Raw genomic sequence first — 9,611 nt, forward strand, 5'->3', positions numbered from 1 at the left:
TGGCATTGTTCATTGCTACCATTGTCGCCATCATAGGCAAGGTACTGCCTATCGGTGCGATTGCTCTTATTGCCGTCACTCTAGTGGCGCTTACTGGTGTGACAAGTGAGAGTCCAAAACAAGCTATCAGCGATGCATTATCAAGCTATTCAAGTCCTTTAATTTGGCTAATTGGTATTGCAGTCATGATATCGCGTGGCTTGATAAAAACTGGTTTGGGGCGGCGTATTGCTTATTATTTTATTTCTATCTTTGGTAAAAAAACCATCGGAGTGGCTTATTCTCTGACAGCTGCTGAACTGATAATAGCGCCTATTACACCCTCTAATACGGCGCGAGGCGGCGGTATTATTCATCCTATTATGAAATCCATTGCGCAAAGCTTTCATTCAACTCCCGAGGAAGGCACTCAAAACAAGATTGGTCGCTATTTGGCTATGGTTAACTATCATGCCAATCCCATCACCTCTGGTATGTTTATCACCGCTACTGCCCCCAACCCTTTAGTCGTAGAACTAGTGAATAAAGCCACAGGCGGTGATATTCAGCTGTCTTGGACGACATGGGCAGTGGCGATGTTTGTACCTGGGATGCTCTGTTTGGTGGTGATGCCACTGGTTATCTATATGATCTATCCGCCTGATGTCAAAGTGACGCCTAATGCGAAGGACTTTGCAAAGGATAATCTGGCAGAAATGGGTCAAATAAGCACTCAAGAAAAAATCATGCTTGGGGTGTTTGGTCTGATGCTGCTATTGTGGGCGAATATCCCTGCACTTATTTTGGGTGAGCAATATAGCGTCGACGCCACCACTACTGCTTTTATTGGCTTAACAATATTGATCCTGACTGGTGTCCTGACTTGGGATGATATTCTAAAAGAGAAATCTGCATGGGATACCATTATTTGGTTCGGTGCACTTATTATGATGGCGGCTTATCTTAATAAACTTGGCTTAATAAGCTGGTTTTCAGGCAATATTGAGTCTTTAATTGGTACCACTGGAGTAGGTTGGGTAGGGGCAGTGACTATTTTGACCTTAGTCTACTTATATATTCATTACTTCTTTGCTAGTACCACGGCTCATATTACGGCGCTATTTGCCGCATTTTATGCAGTAGGACTGACACTAGGGGCGCCGCCAATGTTATATGCGCTAATCTTGGCCGCAGCAGGCAATATCATGATGACGCTCACTCATTATGCGACTGGTACCGCACCTGTTATTTTTAACTCTGGCTATGTGACGTTAAAAGAGTGGTGGGGCATTGGGGCGATTATGAGCGTGGTTAACTTAGTTATTTGGATAGGTGCCGGTCTCATTTGGTGGAAAGTGCTCGGCTATTACTAACTTTAAAAAGCGTCCAGCTAAAAGCGTTCAGCTAGAGTGTCTAGCGTATAGTTGAGCGCGGCAAAGCAGATATCTGTGTTAAAGCCGCGATATTGTAAAAAACGTAACTGTTTTGCTTTGTCCTTTTGCTCAATAGGTATGCTATCACCATATTTTTTTGTACGTGCTATCACAGCCAGTTTTAGCCAATCTACCCCATCGACCAAATTATCTGCGCTGTCGTCGATAAATTCACTAAACTCATCAGACTCAGTATTGGCCATATCGATTAGCTCGTCGATGTTGCCTGGCATGGTGATTTTTTTACGATAGAACTCTTGCTTGATTCGCCCGCGTCCACGACCTTTACGAATATTTTCACGTATCAGCATCAGTGTAGTGCGGTAATCACTCTGATAGCCTTTTTCTTCAAACTCATCGAGGAGGGCATCAATCTTTTCTAGATCTTGTTCTTTGTCGATCAGTTTTTGCTTGAGCTCAGCTTTGCCATATTCTCGCCGCGATAAATAATAGAATGCCAACCAACGTAAGCGGCTTTCGGCTTTAATCGCATCGACCTCTGCTTGTCTTTGCTCAGGTGTACGCAAATAGGCCTTGAGTGCCGCTGGTAGATTATCGTTTTGACTATCTAATTCGCTGTCATCAGTGCTCGACCGCTTAGCTTTACTTTCTAGATATTCTGAAGATGGCCCAGTACTAGTATTAATAGCGAAGTCATTATCGACTTCATCACCATGGATGTTGTGTTTAACCTCTGCGAGCATCTCTTTGATACTTTGCGCGGCAGGTGGCTTATAAGCAGGCACATCAGTAGGCTCAGCATGAAAAGTAGCCGCTGGATGAAAGCGTTTTTTACGTTTTTTGGATTGGAGCGAGGAACTTAACGCAGAGAAGGATTCATCAGTCGACTCTGTTGTAAAAGTAGCATCGTCACGTATTAGAAGACTCTTATCTAAGTCATGGTTATTTAGATGCTGAGAGCGCTTGCCAGTTTTGCTGGTATTTTTAGGCTTGTCTTTATATGCTTGCTTGGTATACGACTGCTGAGAAGAGTTTTTTTGATTGCGATGCGTATGACTTGCTGAATCGGTATCCGACTCAGCAAGTATTTCGGCTAATGTTTTAATTTTCATAATGAATCATAGTAACTGATCATGCTTATTAGCAAATCGTTATTGTACAGATTCAGAGACTTGTTCTTCATTCGCCTCGTCTACCACTGCGACTTTGCTATCATCTTTTACACCAAGCTTTTCAGCACGGATTTTGGCTTCTATCTCATCAGCAATAGCAGGGTTTTCTTTTAAGAACAGCACAGAGTTGGCTTTACCTTGACCGATTTTTTCATCGCCATAGCTGTACCAAGAGCCGGCTTTACCAACCGCGCCAATCTCAACACCTAAATCAATTACTTCGGCTAAATGGTTGGTACCTTCACCGTAAGTAATTTCAAATTCAGCTTGACGAAATGGTGGTGCCATTTTGTTTTTGATGACTTTGACACGGGTTTGGTTACCGATGATTTCATCGCCATTCTTGACTGCACCAATGCGGCGAATGTCCATACGCACAGAAGCGTAAAATTTCAGCGCATTACCACCAGTTGTGGTCTCAGGGCTACCGAACATCACACCAATTTTCATACGAATTTGGTTAATAAATAATACCATACAGTTTGAGCGCTTGGCGTTACCAGTAATTTTACGTAAGGCTTGGCTCATAAGGCGAGCTTGCAGACCCATATGTGAATCGCCCATCTCGCCTTCAATCTCGGCGCGTGGCGTCAAGGCTGCGACCGAGTCAATAACGATCATATCGACTGCACCTGAGCGCACCAACATATCAGTAATCTCAAGTGCTTGCTCGCCATTATCAGGCTGTGAGAGTAGCAAATCATCTGTATTCACGCCAAGCTTGCGTGCATATACTGGATCTAAAGCATGCTCAGCATCGATAAAGGCACAGACGCCGCCTTGCTTTTGGCACGCTGCAATCGCCTGCAAGGTCATGGTGGTTTTACCTGAGCTTTCAGGACCATAAATTTCAACGATACGACCTTTTGGCAAACCACCAATCCCAAGAGCAATATCTAAACCCAATGAACCAGTAGACACCACATCGACATCAAGTGTTGCTGAGTTGTCACCCAGATGCATGATGGTATTTTTACCAAATTGCTTTTCGATTTGAGCTAGTGCAGCTTTTAGCGCTTTTGCTTTATTGTCGTCCATGCAGGACTCCTTGTTATCAATCATTTATAAGGCTAAGTTTTATGACTATTAAAAATGGCTTGTTTAAGGCTATCAGTGACAATATCATCATAGCTGCTAGTATTTTTTAAACAAGGTTAGAGTAGGCGATGAGATAAGTCTTGTAGGTCGTGACATCAGATATATCACTCTACTATACAGTAAAATTGAATACTGATAAAAGCGAAAAAAAGTTCATAAATTCTAATGAGGCTCACAGCGCTTGCAACTTCTCTCACCAGCTTATGTCTTACTCTAACTTTATATCATTGTTTATTAGATAGGGTGATTATACCAAAATCCAAGGCATATATTGAACATAACCAAACGCTAGGCGACAATAGGTGTCGTCTAGGAAAATAAAAATATTTGCATAAAATGTTGAAAGTTACCGCTTATATTTGAACCTGATGAGCGTATGGTTTGTCAATGGTTTTGGAAGTTATCCACAATAAATAAATCGAATTTATTTAGCTTGTGTGAAACATTGAATGAGATATAATTAATATTAAAAATTTTATAAATAAATTATTTTAGATTTTGAATTTTCATAAGTATTTGATATTATTTGTTTTTTAAATTGTACAAAAAATGAACGATTTTACCTAACCCTTTAAGCTATCTAAGGAATTGCTTGTCAAGTAGCGACTTATGCACAGGGTTATCCACAGCTTATGGGGAGAACTCACCAATCCCTTACAGTATCAATGATTGCGCAGATAAGGGTTATCACCTAATCCATAAAATTTGGCTATTTCTGATTTTGCAAGTCTAAATTAAGCAGTATTTTGGCATTGCTGACACCTATGTTTCACGTATATAGTGATAAACTATTTGGGCATATAAATATCTTTGATTCTCATCAAAGGTATTAGAGCAGGCTTTAGAAGTTGTACAAAGCTTCTATTTATGAGGTTTTAAGACTGATAAGTATAAAAAAGCGGCTAAGATACTGATAAGTATCTTAGCCGCTTTAGGGTAAACCAATGTAATGCGTTTGGTGTTATTCTTTTAGGTAGATTAAATCCCAAACCCCATGTCCACACTCTAGACCGCGGCGCTCAAATTTTGTCATTGGACGAAAGTCAGGGCGGTCAGTGAAGTTGCCTGCACCTGCTTGGTTGGTTAAGCCTGCGAAACCATCCAACACTTCTACCATCCAAAAGGCATAATGTTCCCAGTCAGTTGCCGTATGGAACCAGCCGCCTTGCTTTAAGCTACGTGTGACAAGCGCCATACGCTCAGGGCTAACAAAGCGGCGCTTGTAATGGCGCTTTTTCTGCCATGGGTCAGGGAAGTAGAGCTGGATGCGGTCGATATGGTTTTCTGGTAACTGTTTGAGCAGTTGAATGGCATCGCCATTGATGATTTTGACATTACGCAAATTTTGAGTACCTGCCATATAAGCACATTTACCGATACCCGGCTCATGGACTTCAACGCCAACAAAATTACGACTTGGCTCAGCTGCTGCCATCTCGATAAACGAATCACCAAGTCCAAAACCAATCTCAAGGGTCAAGGGTGCATCACTGCCGTTTGGCAATTCAGAAAATAGCGTGCGCAAATCGTCAATACCTTCAAGGTTGCCGTCACCAAAGCTGTTATTGACTAAGTAATGAGCAAACTCGGGCGCCGTCAATGCTAGCTCGGCATTTTTATTCATGTGAGTTCGTCGTTTCATAAAGGTGTTGACGATACTAATATGCTTACTGTCGTCAGGCGTTGTTTCAGTATCGATAACTGTGTTAGCGTCTAAAGAGGTTTGATCATCGGTAAGGCTGTTGGCATCGATGTTGGTATTGATATCAGGATGTTGACTCATAGGATTAACAAGACTTAATAAATGGGTGGTGTGCGCTTATTATAAGTGAAATCTTGACGGCTGTGAATGAACAATACTTTTTTAATAATCTTGGCGCGTTTTGTCGTTTAGGTACATTATATAGCTATCATTTTTCTGTCCTACTTGGTGCTGTTAGCGTTATCATGTAATCTGAATAGTTAAGTTATATGTTTCCTTAATCGCACGTAAGGCTTATCACTATGTTATTTATTGAGACGGATTCGCCGCCCCCTTTTTATCAAGAAAAATTGCCCCCTACCAGACGCACACAACTGGATAAATGGTTTATCGGGCATCGTAGCCAGCGCTACTATCTGAAACGCTTTGAGCAATTTGATCAGCAAGGTTACCTATCCCCCAAATGGCATTGGGCAGCGTTTTTTGTGACCTTTCCTTGGCTGCTTTATCGGAAGCGCTACATGGATGCCATCGTCTATAGCGTGGCAGGATGGTCATTTATTCAGCTCAATGTCGCGCTGGTATTGGTGGGGGTTGAATTCTTAGCAATGCCTTATATTGCTGATATTTATCAGATGCCAATACGGATTGGTATTGCCACGCTGATTTGGCTGTTTTGGTCGTTTATGGTGGCACGCTGGACAGACGCTTATTATTACCGGATGGCACGGCGTGAGATTGCCGATGCGATTAATGACTATCCGCAAGATGAGCGCTTGCAGCAAGCGCATTTGCGCCGAGAGGGCGGGGTAAGTCTCTTTGGTCTGGCGATGGGCTTTGGGTTTTTTGCCTTTGCCTTAATGGTCATTAAAGTGCAGTTTTTACCACTTATCGCCAAACCAAAAGAAAACGAGGTATTATTTGATGCTTATGATACCGTCAAAACCACGCAAAATAATGTGGCGCTAGCGTATAGGCAGACAGGACAGTGTCCCTTAAATCTACCTATGGATATGGGCAGTGAGCAGGTACGTATTGAGATTAAGGGTAGCGCAGCTGGGGTTGTACAAACTGATTGTGCAGTCATTGCTACTATTCAAAACGTTCAGTTCCCCATACGTTATCTCAATGACCAGACAGTGGTATTTTATCATCTGCCAAACAGTGATGATTGGGAGTGCATCAGCTCACTCAATAAAAAGCAAGCGCCTGATAATTGTAATGCGAATTAGCGCCTTATCACAGTTCGTGCTTAGTGTCGGTCGCAGTATTATCTTTATCATCGACGGATATGGCTTGGCTTTTTAGCGCTTTATAGAAATCGCTCAAATCCATTTTACGCGCTTTGCCGATGTCTTCATCAAATAAACTTTCAAGCTCCGCCATCGATGATTGAGCCGATTCAATCATACTTGCTTCATCATCATAGATAGCTTGTTGGCGTTCAATCAAATCATCATCGTAATCTCGGAAAGTTCGTACCGTTTCTCGCGCCTTTTCGGGTGAGATACCGAGTAGCTGTAGCGACTCACGTGACATATCTAAAGAAGTTAAATAAGTCTCACGCCAAATATGACGAACACCGACTTCACGTAAACGATAGTAATGCTGGCGATCACGAGCGCGCGCTAAGACAATAAGATCAGGGTAGTTTTTACGCAGGTATTGAGCAGTAGTGATGGAGCGCTCTAAGTCATCAATTGCCAAAATAAATATTCGCGCTTTTTTGATACCTGCCGCCCGTAAAATTTCAGGGTTTTTTGGATCGCCATAATAGACTTGGTTACCAAACTTACGGACGAAATCGACGCGGTTCGCTGAGCGTTCAATCGCCGTAAACTCGATATTGTGTATACGTAGTACACGACCGATAATCTGACCCACTCGCCCGAAGCCCGCAATAATGACTTGATGCTCGTGGTCTGGAATCGTATCGTATTCGCGACTTGGTTTGCTTTTGGCAAATAACGGCTCACCTATTTTTTCTAATAATAAAAATGCCAAGGGCGTGAGCGCCATAGAGATGGTCACGACAAGGTTCAGGGTATTGGCCAGCTCAGGTCGCAAGACGTTTTGAGCGCTCGCCACACTGAACAAGACAAAGGCAAATTCACCACCTTGAGCAAGGGTCACACCCAACCTGATACTGGTCGGCCAACGATTGCCAAAGATTTTTGCAATCGCTGTAATTACCCCGAATTTGATAAACATCAATGCCATCGCGCAGCCAATGATAAAGATGGGTTTTGCTAATATCAATTTCACATCGGTCAGCATACCGACTGACATAAAAAACAGCCCTAATAACAATCCTTTAAACGGCTCGATACTGGCCTCTAGCTCATGGCGATACTCAGAATCTGCCAATAATACACCAGTTAAAAATGCTCCTAATGCCATAGATAGACCAATTTGTCCCATCAAAATAGACACGCCCATCACGATAAATAATGCCACTGCAGTTAGTAATTCTGACGCCCCGCTTGAGGCGACAAATTTAAAAAACGGTCGTACCACATAGCGACTAGCAAAAATAAGCCCAGCAAAAACCGCAAAAACTTTACCAAAATAAATCAAATCATAGCTTTGTTCACGCACCCCTGATAAAAATGGAATGACCGCTAATAAAGGGATAACTGCAATATCTTGAAATAATAAAATCGTAAAGGCTTCACGACCATGAGTGCTCGACAGCTGCTGTTTTTCAGTCAATATTTGCAGCACAAAGGCCGTGGAGGACAGTGCCAAACCAAATCCAACAATAAAAGCAGTATCTAATTGTAGGGAAAAGAATTGGTATAAAATGCCCATCAATAAAGTGCCAGTCAGACCGACTTGCAAACCGCCAAGGACGAATATCGAGCGACGTAACGCCCACAGCCTCGATGGCTGAAGCTCAAGCCCGATAATGAATAGTAGCATCACCACACCAAACTCTGAGAAGTGCAGTAAGCTTTCAGCATCACCAGCCACATCGAGCACACTTGGACCCAATATCAATCCTGTGATGAGATAACCTAAAACCGTCGCAATACCAAACCGTTTACCAAGGGGTACAAAGAGCAGGGCTGCTCCCAAGAATATTGTCGCTTGTAACATTAAGTTCGGTGAGCCGGCGGCGACAGCGAGCATTTGGAATCCTTAGCAATAATAAATGGGCAATACAATAAACGCATAAAAACAATAAATAAAGACTTTAGCAGACATTATTTTTTGCGATAAATCTTCCACACGCCATTATCTGCCAGTGGATTGTTATAGGCATCGTTACGACGCTTACGCGGTGTCTGTCGACTGTCTACCATTTTAAAATCGGGTAGGGCATGGACAATAAGCCCAGTACGATAAAAGCGTACCCGCTCAGGCTCTAGCATCTCGCCTTTATTATCACGGCAAAATACATAAGCGCGCAGATCAATAAATTCGCGGTGCGCCACCAAAAGTGCCTCATCATCATGCTCAAAGACTGCCGCCATGCGCTCAATGTCATCGGCGCTATAATCACCGCACTTATCTGTGAGCGCACCGACCGAACCAAAGCTTTTAGATTCTTTGGCACGAGTCTTGGTCAGATGTAAGCGCTGCACATGATAAATAAACTGCGGTATCTCAAGGCTGGCAGGCAATGGTAAATAGTCAGGCGGCAGATTGGCAGCAGGATAAAACGCCATTGCCCGCTCAAGCAATGTCCGCCAGCGTTGCTGATAGGCTTGGACCTCTGCTAAGTTGCCTTCATAAATAGGCATGTCACGAATTTGACGTAAAATATCAGGCGGAAACTGCGCGTCTCGAAAGCTAGCAATGTCTTCTTGCAGCGTCGATAATAAAACTTTGGCGTGTTTTTTGCCGTCCTTTGAAATCGGGTCATCTATATAGCTTGGGGCGACAAATGGCGCTGAGCGTCTAGACATGGCAGGTCATCCATTGGTGGCAAATGTGGCGTTTCAATTTTCAGTATACAGAATTTATATTAAAAATATGACAGCGAGGCTAAATTTCCCATCATTTTTAACATGTGATTACATTGATAAAAATTAATGTGATATTGCTATATCCAATATGGAGGCGCTTTATTTTGCTATATTTGTTTACTGTTAAGCACAAGATATGGCATTAAATATAGTTAAAACGAAAAAATGGAAAGGGATTGCCTATGAATAATATAGTTAAAATACCTTAAAAACGCTACAGTACTGCTGGTATCAATTTTTTGCAGCCTCTGTCTGCGTAGGCACAGCAAGCAAGAAAAATTGATACCAGCAGTAC

7 protein-coding genes are annotated in these 9,611 nt (G+C 42.6%); 2 read left to right on the forward strand and 5 right to left on the reverse strand.

The annotated features are described in order from the left end of the window. A partial coding sequence (locus tag VLN09_RS09180) for a DASS family sodium-coupled anion symporter (protein ID WP_325245822.1) occupies positions 1-1,352 on the forward strand: 1,352 nt, incomplete at its 5' end. A 17-nt stretch (positions 1,353-1,369) separates the two neighbouring features. Here the strand turns inward: VLN09_RS09180 and VLN09_RS09185 are convergent. From VLN09_RS09185 to trmB, 3 genes are all read right to left on the reverse strand, one after another. Further along, on the reverse strand, positions 1,370-2,485 hold the full coding sequence (locus tag VLN09_RS09185; protein WP_325245824.1) for a regulatory protein RecX: 1,116 nt from the start codon (positions 2,483-2,485) through the stop codon (positions 1,370-1,372). 39 nt (positions 2,486-2,524) lie between these two features. After that, entirely contained in the window at positions 2,525-3,583 is a 1,059-nt protein-coding gene (recA, locus tag VLN09_RS09190) for a recombinase RecA (RefSeq protein WP_414709117.1), read from the reverse strand. A 1,021-nt stretch (positions 3,584-4,604) separates the two neighbouring features. Continuing rightward, positions 4,605-5,426 (reverse strand): tRNA (guanosine(46)-N7)-methyltransferase TrmB, encoded by an 822-nt coding sequence (gene trmB / locus VLN09_RS09195; protein WP_325245826.1) that lies wholly within the window; start codon positions 5,424-5,426, stop codon positions 4,605-4,607. A 221-nt stretch (positions 5,427-5,647) separates the two neighbouring features. On the opposite strand from trmB, the gene VLN09_RS09200 reads away from it, so the two are divergent. Then, positions 5,648-6,577, forward strand: coding sequence for a DUF2628 domain-containing protein (locus VLN09_RS09200; protein ID WP_325245830.1), 930 nt, complete (start codon positions 5,648-5,650; stop codon positions 6,575-6,577). A gap of 7 nt (positions 6,578-6,584) precedes the next feature. On the opposite strand, the gene VLN09_RS09205 is transcribed toward VLN09_RS09200, so the two are convergent. Further along, positions 6,585-8,477 carry a monovalent cation:proton antiporter-2 (CPA2) family protein gene (locus VLN09_RS09205; protein ID WP_325245832.1) on the reverse strand — a complete coding sequence of 631 codons (1,893 nt, stop codon included), beginning with the start codon at positions 8,475-8,477 and terminating at the stop codon, positions 6,585-6,587. A 74-nt stretch (positions 8,478-8,551) separates the two neighbouring features. Continuing rightward, entirely contained in the window at positions 8,552-9,256 is a 705-nt protein-coding gene (locus VLN09_RS09210; protein ID WP_325245834.1) for a hypothetical protein, read from the reverse strand. Positions 9,257-9,611 lie beyond the last annotated feature (355 nt).

Origin of the sequence: Psychrobacter sp. (genome assembly GCF_035469765.1) — a bacterium.
Lineage (GTDB): Bacteria > Pseudomonadota > Gammaproteobacteria > Pseudomonadales > Moraxellaceae > Psychrobacter.